Annotated in this window: 12 protein-coding genes and 1 other RNA gene; 6 read left to right on the top strand and 7 right to left on the bottom strand. The window is 51.7% G+C overall.

Annotated features, from left to right (window positions below; genetic code table 11):
- Positions 1-360: 360 nt before the first annotated feature.
- From DUE52_RS16105 to DUE52_RS16090, 4 genes are all read right to left on the bottom strand, one after another.
- Complete coding sequence (locus DUE52_RS16105; protein ID WP_114407049.1) at positions 361-3,936, bottom strand: SNF2-related protein; 3,576 nt, start codon at positions 3,934-3,936, stop codon at positions 361-363.
- A gap of 130 nt (positions 3,937-4,066) precedes the next feature.
- Positions 4,067-6,007 carry a M56 family metallopeptidase gene (locus tag DUE52_RS16100; RefSeq protein WP_114407048.1) on the bottom strand — a complete coding sequence of 647 codons (1,941 nt, stop codon included), beginning with the start codon at positions 6,005-6,007 and terminating at the stop codon, positions 4,067-4,069.
- Positions 6,008-6,028: 21 nt separating this feature from the next.
- Complete coding sequence (locus tag DUE52_RS16095) at positions 6,029-6,433, bottom strand: BlaI/MecI/CopY family transcriptional regulator (protein WP_114407047.1); 405 nt, start codon at positions 6,431-6,433, stop codon at positions 6,029-6,031.
- 179 nt (positions 6,434-6,612) lie between these two features.
- The gene (locus DUE52_RS16090; RefSeq protein WP_114407046.1) at positions 6,613-10,023 is read right to left on the bottom strand and encodes a ThuA domain-containing protein; all 3,411 of its coding nucleotides are present in this window, start codon (positions 10,021-10,023) and stop codon (positions 6,613-6,615) included.
- Between the two features lie 155 nt (positions 10,024-10,178).
- Between DUE52_RS16090 and DUE52_RS16085 the strand changes: the two genes are divergently transcribed.
- Positions 10,179-10,808 carry a hypothetical protein gene (locus DUE52_RS16085; RefSeq protein ID WP_114407102.1) on the top strand — a complete coding sequence of 210 codons (630 nt, stop codon included), beginning with the start codon at positions 10,179-10,181 and terminating at the stop codon, positions 10,806-10,808.
- 37 nt (positions 10,809-10,845) lie between these two features.
- Positions 10,846-11,218, top strand: a transfer-messenger RNA (tmRNA) gene (gene ssrA / locus DUE52_RS16080).
- Positions 11,219-11,371: 153 nt separating this feature from the next.
- On the opposite strand, the gene DUE52_RS16075 is transcribed toward ssrA, so the two are convergent.
- Positions 11,372-11,575, bottom strand: a complete 204-nt coding sequence (locus DUE52_RS16075; protein ID WP_114407045.1) for a hypothetical protein — start codon at positions 11,573-11,575, stop codon at positions 11,372-11,374.
- A 134-nt stretch (positions 11,576-11,709) separates the two neighbouring features.
- Positions 11,710-12,546, bottom strand: a complete 837-nt coding sequence (locus DUE52_RS16070; RefSeq protein ID WP_114407044.1) for a helix-turn-helix transcriptional regulator — start codon at positions 12,544-12,546, stop codon at positions 11,710-11,712.
- 106 nt (positions 12,547-12,652) lie between these two features.
- Here DUE52_RS16070 and DUE52_RS16065 point away from each other — a divergent pair, with 106 nt between their 5' ends.
- The 4 genes from DUE52_RS16065 to DUE52_RS16050 all read left to right on the top strand — a co-directional run bounded on the left by DUE52_RS16065 (position 12,653) and on the right by DUE52_RS16050 (position 17,209).
- Positions 12,653-13,543, top strand: a complete 891-nt coding sequence (locus DUE52_RS16065; RefSeq protein ID WP_114407043.1) for a 3-keto-disaccharide hydrolase — start codon at positions 12,653-12,655, stop codon at positions 13,541-13,543.
- Between the two features lie 172 nt (positions 13,544-13,715).
- Positions 13,716-15,077 carry a hypothetical protein gene (locus DUE52_RS16060; RefSeq protein ID WP_114407042.1) on the top strand — a complete coding sequence of 454 codons (1,362 nt, stop codon included), beginning with the start codon at positions 13,716-13,718 and terminating at the stop codon, positions 15,075-15,077.
- Positions 15,078-15,401: 324 nt separating this feature from the next.
- Positions 15,402-15,731, top strand: coding sequence for a DMT family transporter (locus tag DUE52_RS16055; RefSeq protein WP_114407041.1), 330 nt, complete (start codon positions 15,402-15,404; stop codon positions 15,729-15,731).
- A 230-nt stretch (positions 15,732-15,961) separates the two neighbouring features.
- Positions 15,962-17,209, top strand: coding sequence for a response regulator transcription factor (locus DUE52_RS16050; RefSeq protein ID WP_229312187.1), 1,248 nt, complete (start codon positions 15,962-15,964; stop codon positions 17,207-17,209).
- A gap of 537 nt (positions 17,210-17,746) precedes the next feature.
- Here DUE52_RS16050 and DUE52_RS16040 read toward each other — a convergent pair.
- Positions 17,747-18,322 (bottom strand): DUF2911 domain-containing protein, encoded by a 576-nt coding sequence (locus DUE52_RS16040; RefSeq protein ID WP_114407039.1) that lies wholly within the window; start codon positions 18,320-18,322, stop codon positions 17,747-17,749.
- Positions 18,323-18,326: the final 4 nt, after the last annotated feature.

The following is an 18,326-nucleotide window of genomic DNA, read 5'->3' as shown; positions in this document are numbered from 1 at the left end:
GTAAATAAGTGGCGGGAAGTAGGTTACAACCCGTTTTTCCAAATCTTTTGGAAAATTCGATGGCGTTTGAATGATGGCTTTATAGAAAAGCAGGCAGAAAAATCGACTATCGGCCTGCTCCGGAAAGTAAAAATACTTATACGTTTAACGGTGGTTTTTTCGAGAATGGGTAGGTTGTTCTGCGGAAGCCCGCAGCCGTCGGAGAAGGCGATTTGAAAAATTGCGTCATCATTTTCCGGCTTTTGCCAGTTGCCAGACAGAAATGGTAAAATAGTATCAGTTCGCAGCAACCCGGTACGGGAGCGACTATTAGTTATTTATGACTAGGCGGGATAAATTGTTTTCAAATCTTCTTGCTTTCTACTTCTCCAGCCTGACCAGCGCCCGCAGGTCTTCGTTGCTGAGGTCACCGAGCCAGGTTTCGCCGGTCGATACGCTGAGGTCGGCCAATTCACGCTTGGAGCGGATCATGGCATCGATTTTTTCCTCCATTGTTCCCTGGTTGATGAGCCGGTAGACCATCACGTTGCGGGTTTGCCCAATCCGGAAGGCGCGGTCGGTCGCCTGGCTTTCGACGGCGGGGTTCCACCATAGATCGTAGTGAATGACGTGGTTGGCGGCTGTCAGGTTCAGGCCGGTTCCGCCCGCCTTGAGCGACAGGATGAAGGTGTTGGCATGCCGGTCGGTCTGAAAGCGATCCACCAGCGCATCGCGTTGCTTGCGGTCGGTGCCGCCGTGTAGAAACAGCGGTTTCGTGCCATATTCGGTTTCGATGAATCCGGCCAGTAATTCGCCCATTTCGCGGTATTGTGTGAAAATCAGGACTTTTTCGCTGGCATCATACATCGTGGGCAGCAGTTCGAACAACTGCGCCATTTTGCCCGACAGCTCGGGTTTGGCCTGGCCCTTTTTGGTATACTGCGTGGGATGATTGCCGATTTGCTTCAGGGCCGTCATGAGCTTCAGCACCAGTCCCTGCCGCGCAATACCGTCTTCGTTGTTGATGGCATTCAGGCTTTCGCGAACCACCCCTTCGTAGAGCGCGGCCTGTTGGCTGGTGAGCGAACAATACTGGTTGTTTTCGATTTTATCGGGCAGATCCGTGATGATGCTTTTGTCGATTTTGAGTCGGCGCAACAGAAATGGCGCGGTTATTTTGCGAAACACCTCAAGTTGAGCCTGATTGCGTTCCATCTGAATCGGTTTGGCAAATTCGTTGATAAACTTCGGCAGGGTGTTCAGGTAGCCCTTGTTGGTAAAATCGAGCACCGACCAGAACTCCGACAGGCGGTTTTCAACGGGCGTTCCGCTCATGGCGATTTTTACATCGGCCTTCAGGGCTTTTACGGCTTTGGTTTGTTCCACCCCCGGATTTTTGATATTCTGCGCTTCGTCGATCACCATCGTGTGCCAGGCCTGCTTTTTCAACACATCGAGGTCGCTCCGTACCAGTCCGTAGGTGGTCAGCAGCACATCGCAATCGTCCAGATCGAGCTGGCGTTTGGTGCCGTGGTAGATCGAAGCCCGTAAACCGGGGGCAAACCGGGCGATTTCTTTCTGCCAGTTGGTCAGCAGGGTGGTCGGCACCACCACCAGACCGCGTTTTTTCTCAAACCGGCCTTCTTCTTTAAATTTCAGCAACAGGGCAATGACCTGGAGCGTTTTCCCCAGCCCCATATCATCCGCGATGAGACTGCCGTAGCCCAATCGCGTGTTTTTCACCATCCATTCGTAACCGCGCAGTTGGTAGGGGCGAAGGTCGGCCCGCAGGCCTTTCGGTAAAGGTACTGGCGCGGGTTGGGTCAGTTCGCGCAACAGGGCAATGACGTCGGGCGACAATCCAACGTGGTTTCCCATATACTCTTCGGCCAGCGCCACTTTCAGTAAATCGTTGCCCGTCAGTTTGGGCGGATTTTCGAGTTTTTTGTAGAGTTTATCCAGTTCTTCCTGTTGAATGAGCACGTATTGATCCCGGATTTTGACCAGACCGGATGCGCCTTTCACCAGCTTTTTGAATTCCTCGGGCGACAGCCGTTCGTCGCCCAGTGCCACCTGCCAGTCGAACGACAGCATGGTATCGAGGTCCAGAAAGGAACCGGCTTTGTCGGTAGCGGTTTTCTTGATTTGCCCCGACACCTGCGGCCGAATCCACTCCCGCAACGATTTGGGCCACAGAATCGAGATGCCCAGCAGTTGCATCACCGGCAAAGTTTCGAGCAGGATTTCAACGAACGTCCTGGCGTCAAAAACCGCCTTTTTCTGCCCCTGCGACCGCACAACGGCGTTTAGTTGCGGAAAATGATTGACCAGCAACATCAAATCCTGCAAAAAATCGAACTTGACCGGGTCAAACTGCTTTTGGGTCAGAAAGGGATGAAGTTCAACCGGCGGTTGCAGGGGCTGGCTGCGGTCTTCGGCCAGCACGTCCACCGTGAACTGTTCACCCAGGTCGGTGTCGGCCACACGCAGCAGCGGCACCCATTGTTTGTGCGTAATGTAAAACGGATTGAGCCAAAGCTGAATGGTCGCCGGGAAATCGCCCATGCCCTTGCCGTCGAACGAAACCGGGCGGTGCTGAAAAAACAGTTCGTCGGGCCATTCGAAGGAGTGCAGGTAGCTTTTGGATCTATAGTCGTAATAAGACATTCCCATTGGCAATGTAAAAGCCCGCATGTACTCACTCAAAAACAACGAACAGAGTGAAAACAACTGCTCGGTTGGAGACTGAAAACCGTTTTTTTTGTCATCCGAATGTACCTGAACCACGTTGGCGGGCGTGATGGACAGCAACTGGTCAAACAGCGTTTTAACGGTGATTTCGTTGGTAGCCGGAAGCCAGCGGACGGCAAACTTATTCTTTTCGACTTGCAGCAATTGTGGCAGAACAGCCCCGTTTTCGAGCAGTTTCAGGCAAAATTGCTGAATCCAGTACAAGGCCCGGACCGAGTCCGACGCCTGTTCCACCGCCCGGAGGTCGTCGGTCAGCAGGGTGTTGCCGAAGCGTTGGCTCAGGTTGTCGGACGGGCTGGTCGATGCGGTTTGCTCGTATTCATCGCGAAACGAAAGATGTTGCAGGCGAAATGAAGCGTCGAAATGCAGGGTCAGGTCGTGGTGCCACGCAAAGGATTCAAGCTTTCGGGTGTCCTCTGGTGCAACTTTAGCCGCTCCTTTTGCCGCGAGTTTATAGGCTTTTTCGAGGGTATTTTTAAAATTCTTTTCCCAGAAAATCGGGTTGTCGGGCAACAGTTTCAGCAACTTGTTACCCAATGGACTCATCCGGCTCAAGTCGAGGGTCGACCAGGTGCTTTCGTCGGGCGTGATCGGGTCGAACGGCTCCGGCTTCGCCAACTCCGCAGCCGTCGGAATCGACACGGCGGTGCCTTTTTTGACGTCGAGGTTCCGGTTTTTGAGCGCCTGCAACAAATCCAGACCGTGAAGCTGAAAGACCACAAATGGATTTCGGTCTATTTCGTTGGCAATCAGATAGACCACGGCGGCCAGGTGTTTGCAGGGCACCGCAAAATCGGGGCAGGAGCAGCTCATTGGAAAATCGGCCCACGAGCGCGGAAAGACCCGGATGCCGTTGCGTTCGGCAAAGTCGTTGAGGTCGGCGGGGAGTTCGCGGTTGAGGAATTGGGCCAGCAAAGCCGGGTTGGTCAGCACTTCGTCGACAAGCTGTTGTTTTTCGCGCTCGGTAAAGGCCGGAATTTTGACGGTCACTTTGTACGGGCGCGGTCTAGAGCCCTGCACCTGGGCTTCAATGCTGCCGTTTTTGATCTGAACCTCCTTCACGGCTCCCTTGTTGGCGTAGGCCCGACCCCGGGGCAGGCGGTTCGACCAGTCGATTTTGGTCAGGGCGTTGAGCCATTGTTGTCCCCACCAGGTTTTGCCGTAAGCCGGAACGGCGGTTTTGCCACCTCCTTGAATCCCTCTCATAAAGCAAAATACGGCAGAAACACCCTGTTACGCAAATGGCATCCGGGTTCCGGGAATTGCATCAAAAAGCCGCCAGATGAGTGATCCGACGGCTTTACCGGAGAAGACCGGTTCTACTGGTATCGCTGGTTTACTCTTTGGATGGGGTTGAAGTTTCTTTCCGATCCAGGAAAAAACCGGTGCCGGACATTTGAACGGGGCCGTAATACAAACCGTATTGCGGTCGAATACCGTATTTGCTCCGCAGTTTTTCGTGCAGTTCGGGCGACAGTTTTTGGCCATTGACGATCAACTCCGTTTCGCTCAGACCAAACCAGTCGATGTCATCGGGATCCTGAACGATACCTTCCTGAACCAGATCGGTCATGATGCCGTGGATCCGGTCGACATCCGGCTGAATCCGGGCGTGATCGAATTCCCGCTTCTTTTTTACGGGAGAAATCTGAAAGAACGTTTCATTCTCCCGCAAACGAAGTTTGTCTTTCTGCGGATGAAATTCCTTGCTCTTGTCAAACGATGCCTGGTTTTCCTTTCGGAGCATTTCCTGTTTGGCCGCCATCGCCTGCTTCATTTTCTCCTGGCTCCTTCTGTGTTCCTCCTGGTTTCCGGCCAGTCGCTCTGCGATGAGTTTTTGCTTCCGTTCCAGACGCTCCCCGGCGAAGCGATCGACCTGTCGGAACAGATCGGTATACCGGGAAAGCTCGTTCGTCGGAATAGGCTGGTCGTTGATGGACAAACCGGCCACCTGTCCGTTGTGCCGGGTCATGATGTATTTTTTGCCGGTTTCATCGATGGCCGTAATGGTCACATCCTGGCTGTTCTGCTGATTGGTTGGATCAAACCGGATGCTGGTGAAAGGCTTTTTATCAAACCGGATTGTGTCGATCACCAAAGGGCGGACAGGTTTCGGTTTGGACGAAGCCGGTTTTTTCGGTGCATTCTTCCGGGGTTTTGCCGGAGAGGTTTGGGCCGGTTGTTTTTTCTGTCCGGCAGGAGCCGGTTTTTGCTCCGCTTGCTGAAACCCGGTTCTGGTTTTTTCGGGAGCCGGTGAAGCTTTCGGTAAAAACGTGAATGCCGTCATGCCCACCAGTGCCAGCACCAGCAGGGTTTTTTCCAGGCTGGTCAACGGCTGGTTTTCTTTGGAAAGCATCCGTTTCACCCGGTTCAGGAGGGGCATCCGCCGGTCGGCCAATCCCATCGCCAGCGGAAGAACGCCAAGTTGGGTTTCCTGGAAAAGTACCAGCACTTCGAGGTAGCTTTTTCGGTTTCCGGTGGTGGTCATCACCAGGTCGTCGCAGCAGGCTTCGCGCTCCTCCCGAATCAGCGCCGAAATCCAGAGCAGGGCCGGATGGAAGAAAAACACGGTCTCGACCAGACATTGCAATAGGTTCACCAGGTAATCTTTCCGCCGAATGTGCGCCAGTTCATGAAGCAGCACGGTTTCGGCCTGTTCCGGCGAGAGCGATGCCAGCAGACCAAACGGGACTAAAACCAGCGGTTTGAGGTAGCCAATGGTGACGGGAACCTGTACGCGCTCCGACTCCAGCAACCGGACGGTTTTCGGAATGCCGAGCAAACCGCACAGGCGACGCAACTCCGACTGCCACCGCTCGGTTGGCGGGTGGATGTTCCGGTGGCGCAACTGGTGCAAATGCCGCAAACCGATCGACAGGCGAGCCGCTTTGAACAAAAAACAGCAGGCCCAGATCAATATAATCCAATCCGTGTGCGTATTCAGAAACTGGACGGTAGCTTGCCAAAACGTGGGTTCCGGCCCCGCCGATGCTGGAATGAGGGTTTGCCGGAAGGAGGGAAGGGTTTCACTGCCTGAAAGAGTCACCAGGGTGGGAGAGCTGACACCGGAGGGGGCCAGTTGCCGGAAAAAGGTAAAACCGCAACCCAGCAGAAACAGGAAAACCACCGAAACCAGCAGGCCATACCGCCACCGAACCCCCGCTTTGGGTGTTGAAAGAATAACCAGACCGGCCAAGACCGCGGCCAGAATTCCCTGCCAGAGCGAATGAATCAGCATCCAGCAAAATGCGTTCAAAATAGAATCGGTTGTCGACATGTTGGGAGAAGTTAGAAAGGGTTATTGATCGGATTCCAGCGTGCGGATCAATGCTTTGATGGCTTCGATTTCCTCTTTCGATGTTTTTTGGTTGCCGAGCAACTGAAGCATCAAATTGGTGGCGGAGCCTTCGTAGAGCGTGTCGACAAAGCGGTTGAGCAAGAGGTTTTTGGTGACACTTTCCTCAACCGCCGATTCGTATTTGTGTTTCATCTGGCTTTCGTCGCGCCGGACCAGCCCTTTTTCAAACATGATCTGCATCAGCTTGAGCGTCGAGGAATAATTCACTTCCCGCTTCTGTTGATTCAGTTCTTCGTTGACAAACCGGACGGTAGAAGGGCCGTGTCGCCAGAGTACCTGAAGGATTTCCAACTCGGCCTTCGTCGGCTCGGTGGAAGGGGTGTTTTTGTTCTTTGAATCGTTCATGATTCAAAGGTAGGAAATATTTCGTACGAACAAATTATTAGAAATATTTTTTGCAAAAAAAAGGGTTGTATCGCGGAGTTGAGCGGAGGAAATCAGAGGTAAGCAGAGAAAAACTCCGCTCAACTCCTTTTAACTCCGCTCAACTCTGCGATACAACCCTTTTTAACTCCTGAGACAACTTACATCGTTTCCCCGTTAAACTGAATGTCGCTCAACGCAAACAGCGGTTTGCTGCCAGCATTCGGATTGATAAAAACGAAGAAGACCTTGTGTTGACCGGTAACCGGAGTTTTGAAGGCAATGTTCACCGGCTCCGATTTTTCACTTTTGACATCGCCGGAGCCTAATAGCGTCCCGGTGGGCGAATCAAGACGGATTTCGAGCGTGCCGCCCGCCATGTATTTCGATGAGGCAGAACCCATCACCGTCAGGCTGCGGATGGCTGTCAAATCAATGTCATCCAGAAAGAAATACCCGTTCGATTTGACACCGGACGCAATTTCATTGCCGGAAGGCAGCTTGAACTTCGTCACATCTTTGGCGCCATCATAGGCAGCCGCTTTCATCTTGGCACTGCGCAGCGCGACCGTCGAGCTACCCGTCAGTGGCCCGATTACGGCACCGCCTTTGTCGGTATAGCTGGCTGAGAACAGATACGAACCGTCTTTTTCTTTCGCCTGTGCAGTATAGGAGCCTTTCAGCGGTTTCTTGTCGACCTGCTTTTTATCGCCCAGCGACATGATGAAGCTGACCATTTCTTTCGCTTCGTCTTCTTTTACCTGCGGGTGGGCGCTCATCGCCTGTTCACCCCAGACACCACCACCGCCTTCGATCACCTTCTTCGCCAGTTTGTTGACAATCTCCGTCCGGCGTTCCTTGGCATATTTTTTAGCCACATCCTGATACGCTGGTCCGATGGATTTTTTGTCGATGCTGTGGCAGGCTTTGCAGTCGCTGAGTTCGATGAGCCGTTTGCCGGTTGCAAAACCGACATTAGCCTGGTGACCCTGCGCCAGCAACGTTTTGTCGAATCCTTCGAGGTAGTTGATGGTCATCGTGACATCTTCCGGACTGATTTTGCCGGTTGTCAAACTACCGTCTTCTTTGTCAGCCACTTTGACTTCGTATTCCACCGGTTTGTTGTCGAAATAGAAGGTCTTGTTACCTTTCACGGCTACTTCCACTTTCGGAACGTCGTTGCCAACCCGGATTTCCAGTTGCTTGGTTGAAACATTCCCAGCGGCATCGGTAATTTTCAGCGTTGGCGTATACACACCCGGCTTGGCATACGTAAAGGTGGGAGCGGCCTGGGTGCTTTTCGGCAAGCCCTGTCCAAACGTCCACTCGTATTTGATCGCATCGCCGTCGTAATCCAGCGAGCCTTTGGCGTTGAATTGAACGGCCAGGGGGGCGGCTCCCACGGTTTTGCTGGCGTTGGCAACCACGAGCGGTTTGCGGTTTCCGGCGTTGTAGGTGATGTGCGATAACCGGGCGTCGTCGTTCTGCGCAAACCAGTTCTGACCATATTCCAGCACGTACAGCGAACCATCTTTGTGGAACTGCATGTCGATCGGGTGGCTAAATTTCGTGTTCGGCATGAAAGTTTCCATCTTCACGAAATCGCCGTCTTTGGTCATCGTTACCGGGTGAATCCAGTCGCGAATCCAGTCGTAAGCAAAAAACTTACCGTCGTAATGGCGCGGGAATTTCACCGGCGTTTCCGGATAATCGTCGTAGTAATACACCGGGCCGCCCATCGCATTCCGTCCGCCTTTGCCGACAATCGGGCCAAATTCGGGCGAGTCGGCATACGGGTAATAGATAAAGGCCTTCTGGGCCGGGGGTAACTCGCTGAGTCCCTTGATCAATTTCGACGGGTTGACCGGTTTGGCCGGATCGAATGACGGGCCGGAGGTGCTGTCGGCAAAATTGTAGTGACGATACGCCTTGTTGTCGGCAACGAACAGGGGCCAGCCGTAGTACCCGGCTTTGCGGGCCTGGTTCACTTCGTCGTGGCCGCGCGGACCGTATTTTTCGATGTTGTTGGCGGCATCCGGGCCTACTTCACCCCAGTACAGAAAACCGGTGCGTTGATCGACCGAGATGCGATACGGGTTCCGGTTGCCCATTACGTAGATTTCGGGCCGGGTGTTGGGCGTGCCTTTCGGGAACAGGTTGCCTTCGGGAATCTCGTAGGTACCGTTGTCGAGCGGTTTGATGCGCAGAATTTTTCCACGTAGATCCATCGTGTTGCTCGACGTCACCAGGGCATTGAAACTTTCGCGACCGGGCCGGTCGTCGGACGGACTGAAGCCCCGCGATTCGAACGGGTTGGTGTCGTCGCCGGTCGACAGGTAGAGGTTGCCCGACTTATCCCAGGCCACCGAACCGCCGGTGTGGCAGCACTCGTTGTTGCGTTTCACCGGAACGCGCAGCAGAACCTGCTCGCTTTCCATTTTCAGCTCGTTCTTTTCGGCATCGAACTTAAAGCGCGACAGGTGTTGGGCCGTATCGGCTTTCCATTTTTCGACGGTTGGCGAGTAATAGAGGTACAGCCACTGGTTTTCCTTGAATTTCGGGTCGATGTTCATGCCCATCAAACCGTACTCCTGCTTGGTATAGACCGGCAGATTCGCCACCACTTTGGTGACTTTGGTTTTGGGGTCATAGACTTTCAACGCGCCTTTCCGTTCGGTAAACAGCACCTTGCCGTTGTCGAGTACGACCAGTTCGGTGGGTTCGTCCAGTTTCTCGGCCAGCACTTCCTTGTTAAAGCGGTTTTCTTCCGGGAAAGGCAGCGTTTTGGCTTTTGTGTAATCCAGTTTCGGGGCAACGGCATACTGAATACCGCCCAGCAAATGCTTGAGGTAAACGGGGTTGGTGAAGGTTTCGTCGGGGTGGCCGAAGTTGGTATAAAACACCTTGCCGCCGTCGTATTCGTGGAACCACGACATCGGGTGGTTGTCGCCCATTTTGCCTTCCTTGTACGTTTTTTCGTCGATTTTTACGAGAACCGTCACGGCGGGGTTGACATTTTTGAAGTCGTAGAACTCATCCTTGATCTTCCAGCGATCGGGAAAACCGAACATCGAAACGTGGTCTTTGCTAACGACGTAGGCTTCGCCTTCCTGCACGTTCGGATTGCCGGGGTGGCTGGCAAAATACCCACCCACCAGCTTGCCATACCACGGCCAGTCGTATTCGGTGTCGGCAGCCGCGTGAATCCCGACGAAGCCGCCACCGGCCTGAATGTAGCGTTCAAAAGCGGCCTGCTGCATGTCGTTCAGCACATCGCCCGTGGTGCTCAGGAAGACCACCGCGTTGTAGCGTTTCAGGTTCGCTTCGGTAAATTTGGCGGCATTCTCGGTGGTATCGACGGCGAAACCGTTTTCCTTACCCAGTTTTATGATGGCTTGCTGACCGGCCGGGATGGACGTGTGCCGGAAACCGGCGGTTTTCGAAAAAACTAATAAACGTTTCTGGGGGGCCTGCGCCTGCGCCCAAACGGCCGACAGGGTCAGACAGCCTACCAGCATCCATGACAGGAACGCCCGAAAGCGCAACGAGGATTGGGGATTGTCAGAATACATAGAGGTTAGTTAAAAAATACTACGTGGTCAAGAAACCGGCTTATAAAGATTCGGGTTTCAAATAGACTTTTACAAAGCTTCAAAAGTACAAAAAAAAACGGTTTGTGACCCACGCCTGTGCCGTATCTTTGCGGGATATCAATTCAAATTTCTGGATGGAATTTACGAACCTCTTAACGCATATCGTGGCCGACGATTCGCTGCACGCCCGTTGGCTCAATACGTTGTCGATGATGGAAAATACCGGTGCCCGCAAGATTTCGGCGGCTGAACCCAAAACCACCGTCGATTTGCTGATGCTCAAACACGCGGCTGAAGAAGCCCGGCACGCGTATTACCTGAAAAAGCAGATTCAGAAAGTGGCCGAAACCGACTGCCCGACCTACGAACCGGCCTTTCTGCTGGCTCCGAACGACAGCCATGCCTACCTCAACCGGCTCGATGTGCAGGTCTGCCGGTATTTGAAAGACACGCTGGGGTTTGCGGGAGCTGAACTGAAGTATGCGGCTTATCTGCTGGTGACCTACGCCATTGAAGTGCGGGCCGACGAACTGTATCCGGTGTACCAGGATGTGCTCACCGAGTCGGGCAGCAAGGTGAACGTCCGGTCGATTATTGTGGAAGAGGAGGGACACCTGGCCGAGATGCTGCGGCAGATGGAGACGTTTTTTGGCGACTGGCAGGGCCACGCCGAGCGGGCGGTGGCGATTGAAACCGGGTTGTATACGGCCTGGCTGACCAGCCTGCTGGCGACGGAAAAAATCATTGCAGGAAAGGAAAACTAATTTCCGTACCTTTGCGTTACGTTTTACACACGTTTCTGGGGACGACCGGAATTGACAGCTTGTTGACGCTGCGTGTAAGCATGCCGGGAGTTGAGGGCATTTCCTGTATAACAAACCTTCACACAATAACTGGCGAATATAACTACGCCATGGCTGCTTAATCCGGAGGATTAGCAAATGCCATTGTCCCACCGACCCTACGTGCTGCTGGGTTGGACTCTGGGGCATCGACTCGCAGCGCTGGTTCCGGTAATGGTGTTGACTACGGAGCGAGACAAAAATACCTAAGGATGAGGTACGGCGTGATGCGGGCCTGACCGATTCCCGACAATCCCAATCGCATCTAAGCATGTAGAAAGCACGACGGTTTCCTTGTCTGGACCAGGGTTCGACTCCCTGCGTCTCCACTTTACAAAGCCCTGTAAATCAAGTATTTACAGGGCTTATTCTTGCCATATCCTCAAAAATGGCAAGAAAATGGCAAAGAAAAGTGAAGATTTTAATGTCAGAAACATCCAATGCGGATGTAGTGGGCCAACTGTCGATAAGCATCCTGCCCATTTTCATAGCTTCTCAGGTATACCTCCGCCCCGTCGGCCCGGTTCATACTTCAGCGTTCGCCAGAATCGTTCGGTGAGCACGTTGTCAATCGCTCGGCTGCATCGGCCGTCCGACTTTTCGAACTTGAGTTGGCCAATCTGCTGGTAGAGCAGGGCAATCTGGGTTTTCTGTTGGGCACTATATGCGTATTGCCGGAGCCTATACAAAGGCCCAGTTTATTCATTTCCTGAAAACCGGCGAACGTGAAAGGAACGACACAGTGGAAGTGACATCACCAGGTTGCGTGGTTTTGCCTACTTGAACCGCTTTGCGCACCTGAATCGTGCCCAACCCTTGTTGGTCATATCCTGGTGCGCAAGGCGGAAGGAGTAATGCCGGTGTATTTTTTGAACTGTTTACACAAGTGACTTTCATCGGTGTAGCCAAATTCATAGGCAATCTGTGCCAAACTTAAAGGGCTATAGAGTAACCGGGCTTCGATAAGTTTGATTTTGTGCTTGATGATGTACTGCTTCAGGGATTCTCCCGTCTGCTTTTTGAAAAAGAGGCTGACATAAGCCGGTGCATAATGGAATGCCTCGGCCAGGTTTTCAATTCGGAGTTTGTCGGGCTGATAAATGTGTTGCCGAATATACAGGAGCATGGCTTCGACGGAATGGCTTACCAGGGGCCTGGCGGAGGTTTGATCGAACAGGTTTCGGGCAAGGATCATCAGCATACTGTGCAGGAGACTATCGCGAATGATGGCAAAGTGGGTTGATTGATGGCTTTCATATTCGGCTTCCAACACCATCATCAGAGCGTGCAGTTTCTGCTTCTCCTGCCTGTCCAGAACAATTGATCCACGACTCTGAGAGGAGGTGGTGAGCAAGGCTTTTATGATCGGCTGCCCGTTGCTGTCTTTCTCCTCACGATACTGCTTGTGGATCGACTCGTTGAAGCGAATAAAGCAGAACTCGGTTAATTCCTCAATGGCAAAATCATGGTAATCCTGCGGTCCCAGCAGAAACACATCCCCCTGCGTATAGGGGAACGAATTGTCATTGATGTTATGAATGCCCCGGCCTTTGAGAATAAAAATTATTTCGAAGTAGGTATGGGTGTGTACCGCATGCATCCAACTCGTGGCTTCGAAATGATAAATACTAAAGGAAGTATGCAGAATGTACCGTTTCATACGACTTTGTAAAGCTATAAATCTACCAGAAAAGAATGGATTTTTACAACTCGTTCCATTTTCACTGGCTTAGTTTTACCTCTGTAAAAGTCTCCATTCAAGTCGTATGAAAAAATCCGCAAAATTCGTCCTTCTCTCCCTGACCGGTTTTATCGTGCTTACGTTGACGGTTTCGGTCTCTTCACCAGGTAAGTCCGACGAATGGATCCCCCTGTTGGACAAAAACCTGACGCAATGGGAGTCTTATCTAAGCTATGCCCATAAGCCGGATTATAATGGAAAGATACCAACGGATGCATCGGGCAATCCGATTCCGCCGATTGGCTATAACAAAGACGACACCCGTGTGTTTTCCGTCTTAAATGACCCTGGTGGCCCCGTCTTGCGGATCAGCGGGGAAAAGTATGGCTGTTTGTTCACCCGAAAATCCTACGAAAATTATCACCTTGTACTTGACGTGAAATGGGGAGAGAAAAAATATGACCCCAGAAAAAATAAATTGCGGGATTCGGGCATCCTCTATCATTCCATTGGCGAAGCGGGTGTAGAATATTTTCGATCGTGGATGCTTTCGCAGGAATTTCAGATCATGGAGGGGCACATGGGCGATTATTGGTGCCAGGCGAATTCCGCCATTGATATCCGGTCTTTTCCATCCGAGGGCATTATGAACAGGGTAGCGGACGAAAAGCAACCGTTCGCACCCTTCAAAGGGGGCGGTGATTACTACTGCCTTCGGTCGGCCAATCACGAAAGTCCGGCGGGGGAATGGACCCGGCTGGAACTGATTTGCTTCGGGGGGAAAAGTCTCCATTTGGTCAATGGCCATGTGGTGATGGTCTTGAAAGATTCCCGCTATAGTAAACCCGATGGGCAAGAGGTTCCCATGAAGCAGGGTAAGATCCAGTTACAAAGTGAAGCGGCTGAAGTGTTTTACCGCAACATTCGCATCAAACCACTGACGGCTATGCCCAAGGTATATGCGGACTTATTTTGATAACCCCTATGCATTTAACCATCCCGTGTATTACCCTGAAATACCTTACTAACTAATGGATGCTATTGCCGACGGTGTATCAACGCGTATTTAGCTTGAAGTTTTCGTACTTTGGCTACGATAAAGATGATTATTCAACTTAGATTGTAACCATCAGCACACACGATCATTCATGTCTGATAACACCCCACCGCCTGCTACGCAACTTACACCTGATGAGCAAGACAAGCTCCGGGAATTAACCACGCAGAGCTGGAACCTCGAATTAGCCATTTCCGGCGTTGCGATGTTCGCCATCCTGCAATTGCCTGATCTGCTGGAGTCGGCCTTCAGCTACCTCCGGTATAATTACATGACCCATACCGATGGCGCAGCGGCTATGTTGCCGTCGCTGGCCTACAGCCTGATTCGGGCCACCTGTCACGTTTTGTTTGCGGCTTTTCTGGCCAATTTTGTGATGCGGGCGTTTTGGGTGGGTCTGGTAGGTCTGCTGGCCGTTTTTCCGTCAGGCATCCACTACGACCGTATTCCGTTCTCTACGCCTTATGCGCAGCGACGCCTTGCCGACGAGCTTGGCCCACTGGATCGCTATATTCTCTGGCTCGATAAACGCTGCAATATCGTGTTTGCCCTCGCTTTTCAATTCGTGTTCTTGCTGGTGGTGGTAGCCCTACTCTACGTGCTGGGGTTACTGATCTACCTGGTTGTTCAACCCAACGTACCCGCCAACGTCTGGTTTGGGGTCAAAATGGCTTTGGGTACGCTGGTTGCCGTGTTCTACATCGCCATTATCTTGTTGAATCAGAAGAAGGTTAAACAAACCCCCAGGGGCATGCAACTCAACTACCGGCTGATGAAGGTAGGGCAACTGGTGCTGATGGGTATGTACAAGCATACCTCCTATGTTAGCAATACATTTTACAGCAATATCCGGCCCGGCAGGTTATTTCAGACGGCAGCGATTTTCATGCTGGTATTTTTTGTAGTGTTCTTCCTCGAATACTTTAACGATATCTCACGGACCAACGGACGGGTGTCGTTTTTCAACAGCCGGCATCTTTACTCGGCCCGAATCGATAGTCTCTACATCGAGCCTACGGCCTATGACAACCAGCGCCCCGAAGGTGCGTTTATTGGTGTGGCTTCCATCCAGTCCGACGTGATTCGGGAACCGTACTTACGCTTGTTCATTGCTTACCCCAAATCGCTCGACAAGCTGTTCAGGCAGGTTGCGCCCGAACCAGTCTGGAGCGATACGCTGTCGAGGCAGGCAATTCGGCAGCAGTATGCTTCCTGGAGCAACCAGCAGATCAACAGGCTGATTCGCATCACCGTCAACGATTCAGTCTGTGCCCGGCCTAACCTGCTGTTTACCCAGGCCGGGAGCCAGGAGCAACGCGGCTGGCAAACGGTATTGGTGCCGGGCAATCTTAAAACAGGCCGCAACTTGCTGCGCGTGGCCCTGCAAGATCCCCGAAAAAAAGAAGCCGATGAACTGGTGATGATTCCATTCTGGTATGTACCTGAACCCTAACCTACCCGCCCTTCATGAGCCAGGCCTACTTCGTAACGTTCGAGAAATGTCAGTTTATTGACCGGCGTTCATTAAATTCCCTTTTCGACGAGACCGTTCCAAACAGAAAAAAATGGTCCAACAATGCGCTTTTTAAATTATTAAAGTCTAAGTTGGTCGTAATGTGACCCGTATTGGCTTTGATATGATCGGGTATCGGTACAATTCGCAAAACCGGTTGGTGGAATAGCCTCTACTTACACTACCGACAGGCGTACTAAACGAAAGATTACTACTGGCTTTTCAGCTTCTGAAAAGAAGTCGGTTGCCTCCTCCATCAACCCCATGAAATACCTCTATTTATTCGCGGCCATTGTTGCCGAAGTGGTGGCAACCAGCGCCCTGAATGCGTCTCAGCAGTTTACGAAACTGGTGCCTAGTCTGATTACCATCATAGGCTATCTGATTTCGTTTTACTTGCTGAGTTTGGCTTTGCGGTCGTTGCCGATTGGGGTGGCGTATGCCGTTTGGTCGGGCGTCGGAATTGTCCTGACCGCTCTGGCGGGCATTTTTCTGTTCAAACAGGTTCCCGATCCCCCTGCCATCATCGGTATGATTCTCATCATTGCGGGCGTGTTGGTGATGAATCTTTTTTCCAAAGTGAGTGGTCATTGATCCGGGTCCGCTGCTAAACTTTCAAAGAAAATCGCTAAAAATCGTTGATAGTCAGTAATTTTAAGATTAATCCGGGCTTTATTTATACGGTTTAAAGATAAATATTGTTGAGCGATACCGGGAATGCGTTTTCGGGTTAGTAGAATACTGCTATCTTCACCATGTGTAGCGACCGGTCGGAAGGATGCCGGGAACGGTTTGTTACCCCGCGAATTTTACTGGTTTTGTGTATGAATACGTCCTGGTTGCTGCGCTCGGTCTACGGTTGCTGGTTATTCTTTCTGTCGATTCATGGTTCGGCTCAGGTGCTCAGTCCGCAGCAACTGGAACAAAAGGTGTTTCAACTCAATAATAAGCTCAACTACAAAGAATCACAGGCTTTGCTGTTGTCGCTTTTGCAGGACCCTTTGCAAAGCCCTGAATACAAGTACCATGTCGCCCTTCTGTTGTCGTATACCTACAAGCGGGTGTTCGATTATCAATCCGCACTGAAGTTTCTGACCATTGCCCTCGGGTTTGCCCGGGAAACGCCGAAACGACAACGATATGAGGCAAACATCATCGCTGAGCAAGCCTTTGTCTATTTCGATGTGCATAATTACACGAAGGCCGACAGCCTGATCAAGCGGTTGGCCGTTTCAGGCTTCCGCTTCATCAATCCTGAAAACAAAGCCGTTCTGGTCATGCAGCAGGGCTATCTGTTTTTTCTGAACCGCCAGTATTCAAAAGCGGATGACGCGTATGATCGGGCCATTGTCTGGATGCAGACCTCCAACCCGTGTAATCTGCCCATGATTTATGTGAAGAAAATCCAGCTTTACGATGCGATGAACCGGGAAGAGCTTCTGAAGGAAGCGCTGCGAAAATCGACCGGGTATGCCGATTCCTGCCGGATCATTAAGTATCATCTGTATGCGTATGAGGAACTGCTGAAAATTTTTGAGAAGCGGAATGATGCGTCCAAAATTGTGGAGATTAAAGCGAAAATCGACAGTCTCAATCTAATTTATGCCCGGGAAGAGAACATCAGTTTGCTGCACGATCAGAAGGAAAGTATCCTGTTGAAAACCAAAGAACAGGAGTTATTGCAACAGAAAACCAGCCGGAACCGTCTGACCCTTATTCTTTCCGGATTGACCCTGATCGCCTTGCTTTTACTCAGCGGCTTGCTTTTTTACCGCCGACGGCAGAACCGGCTCGAAGCTGAATTTTTGCAAATGAAAGCCGAGATGGATGCCTACCTCTCCGTCAACGGAAAAGTACAAACCGAAGGTACAACCAATCCGGGGGCCAGCATGGGTCTCCTTTCAGAACGGCAGCGAGAGGTTTTTCAATGCATGACCGCGGGTTTGTCGAACAAAGCGATTGCGGATAAACTCTGCATTTCCGAGAACACCGTTAAATACCACATCAAGAATATTTACCTGGTACTTGAAATTAAAGACAGAAAGGATCTGCTGGTCTACATCCGGAAGTGAAATGTCCAGTGCCGGTTTTCTGGCCTGAAGGCCTGAATTGGCACGATCGGAGCAGGTAGTTTTTATAGAATGCCCGTAAACTACCCGAATGGGTAGGCGCTGACAGGCGGCAGTTGCTTATTTTCGGGCAGGCAATAGCGCTGCGGATTCAAATTTTCACGCCTGGTTGAATTGACGGATTCCGACGGTCATTGCTCACTTTTCTCTACTCCCTTCCAACTCTTAAAAAGCGGCACATGGAAACATTTGGGCAATTGCAATTCAATCAACAATTGGAATTCGTCTTTCGATTTGGTAAATACCAGGCGACTCGCCAAACACCGGCAGGAATCGTCAAGCTGGTTCGACTACCGGGTTTTTTCGTTGAGGCCCAGTATAAACCGGACAATGAAACCATTGAAAGGCTGGTCCCGCTACAGAATGAATTGACCCTTTCGGTGAAATACCCATCTCTGGCGAAAATCAGTTGGAATTAGTGGTGGCAAATGGCAAACTCACCCGGAGGCCAACCGGCAGTTGGTCTCCGGGTGAACAACTTTAAAACGAAACCGGCACCGTCACCAGCGTGGTGTCCCAACCCATAGACAGGGTGGCGGTTTTAGCGTCTTTTTTGGCAAACTGGATCGAAAAATTCTCAAGAACCGTGTCCAGCTTTTGCACCGGTACGGTCACCCGGGCCACATCCAGGGCTTCGTTGTAGCTGTAGGCACCCCACTGGTCCACATCGGAACTCAGGATGAGGGTCCATTCTTTTTCGGTCGGAATGGCCAGCAGCGCGTAATTTCCCGCTTTCACTTTTTTGTCACCAAACGTCACGTCCTGGTAAAATTTGATCTCCGGGGCTTCGTTGGCACCCACCCGCCAGACCTTTCCATAGGGAGCCAGTTTGGTTCCGAAAATTTCACGGCCATTTTTCGCCGGGCGGCTGTAGGTAATCCGCACCATTGCCTTGTCGGTGCCGATTTTGGCCGGGGCGAACTTGCGGTCGTGGGCGTAGTCGTCCGGGTAATAGGCCATATCCATCGGTGATTTGTCGAGGCCACGGAACGTTTGGGCATTCGCCCCGGCTATCGCCAGGAGGAGGAATCCGAATAATAAACCGGTTTTTTTCATTGTT

The organism is Larkinella punicea, assembly GCF_003334855.1.
GTDB lineage: Bacteria > Bacteroidota > Bacteroidia > Cytophagales > Spirosomataceae > Larkinella > Larkinella punicea.
The sequence above is the reverse complement of the archived record's forward strand: the minus strand, read 5'-3'. Positions and strand labels throughout refer to the sequence as shown.

Coding starts and splice junctions, on each gene's coding strand:
- DUE52_RS16105 (WP_114407049.1), bottom strand. CDS start 3,936: ATGAGAGGGATTCAAGGAGGTGGCAAAACCGCCGTTCCGGCTTACGGC.
- DUE52_RS16100 (WP_114407048.1), bottom strand. CDS start 6,007: ATGTCGACAACCGATTCTATTTTGAACGCATTTTGCTGGATGCTGATT.
- DUE52_RS16095 (WP_114407047.1), bottom strand. CDS start 6,433: ATGAACGATTCAAAGAACAAAAACACCCCTTCCACCGAGCCGACGAAG.
- DUE52_RS16090 (WP_114407046.1), bottom strand. CDS start 10,023: ATGTATTCTGACAATCCCCAATCCTCGTTGCGCTTTCGGGCGTTCCTG.
- DUE52_RS16085 (WP_114407102.1), top strand. CDS start 10,179: ATGGAATTTACGAACCTCTTAACGCATATCGTGGCCGACGATTCGCTG.
- DUE52_RS16070 (WP_114407044.1), bottom strand. CDS start 12,546: ATGAAACGGTACATTCTGCATACTTCCTTTAGTATTTATCATTTCGAA.
- DUE52_RS16065 (WP_114407043.1), top strand. CDS start 12,653: ATGAAAAAATCCGCAAAATTCGTCCTTCTCTCCCTGACCGGTTTTATC.
- DUE52_RS16060 (WP_114407042.1), top strand. CDS start 13,716: ATGTCTGATAACACCCCACCGCCTGCTACGCAACTTACACCTGATGAG.
- DUE52_RS16055 (WP_114407041.1), top strand. CDS start 15,402: ATGAAATACCTCTATTTATTCGCGGCCATTGTTGCCGAAGTGGTGGCA.
- DUE52_RS16050 (WP_229312187.1), top strand. CDS start 15,962: ATGAATACGTCCTGGTTGCTGCGCTCGGTCTACGGTTGCTGGTTATTC.
- DUE52_RS16040 (WP_114407039.1), bottom strand. CDS start 18,322: ATGAAAAAAACCGGTTTATTATTCGGATTCCTCCTCCTGGCGATAGCC.